This window comes from Dickeya undicola, assembly GCF_000784735.1.
Classification (GTDB): domain Bacteria; phylum Pseudomonadota; class Gammaproteobacteria; order Enterobacterales; family Enterobacteriaceae; genus Dickeya; species Dickeya undicola.
The window spans coordinates 1-414 of the sequence record NZ_JSYG01000060.1; the positions used below are offsets into that span (position 1 = coordinate 1).

A 414-nucleotide genomic window follows, 5' to 3' on the forward strand; every position below is an offset into this window, starting at 1 on the left:
TGGATCACCTCCTTACCGAGCTGAAGTGCCTGCGTGGTGTCCACACAGATTGTCTGATGAAGTAAACGAGCAGTAAAACCTTATAGGCTTGTAGCTCAGGTGGTTAGAGCGCACCCCTGATAAGGGTGAGGTCGGTGGTTCAAGTCCACTCAGGCCTACCACGTTTCTCCTGATACTGCGTTGTGAAATCGCTCGCATACCGAGGTGTGCGTCGTTATTGCGCGCCCTGTCTCAGCAGAGATTACGGGTAAAGGTTTACGTGTTGCATTCTATGGGGCTATAGCTCAGCTGGGAGAGCGCCTGCTTTGCACGCAGGAGGTCTGCGGTTCGATCCCGCATAGCTCCACCATTTACGAATGACTTCAGAGTATACTGGCGACAGTATGCTGCGAAGTATTCTGCTCTTTAACAATC

2 tRNA genes are annotated in these 414 nt (G+C 51.7%); both read left to right on the forward strand.

Features of this window, described 5'->3' with window-relative positions:
- Nucleotides 1-84 precede the first annotated feature (84 nt).
- Nucleotides 85-161: transfer RNA gene (locus OB87_RS19190), tRNA-Ile, on the forward strand.
- A 112-nt stretch (nucleotides 162-273) separates the two neighbouring features.
- Nucleotides 274-349, forward strand: a tRNA-Ala gene (locus OB87_RS19195).
- Nucleotides 350-414 lie beyond the last annotated feature (65 nt).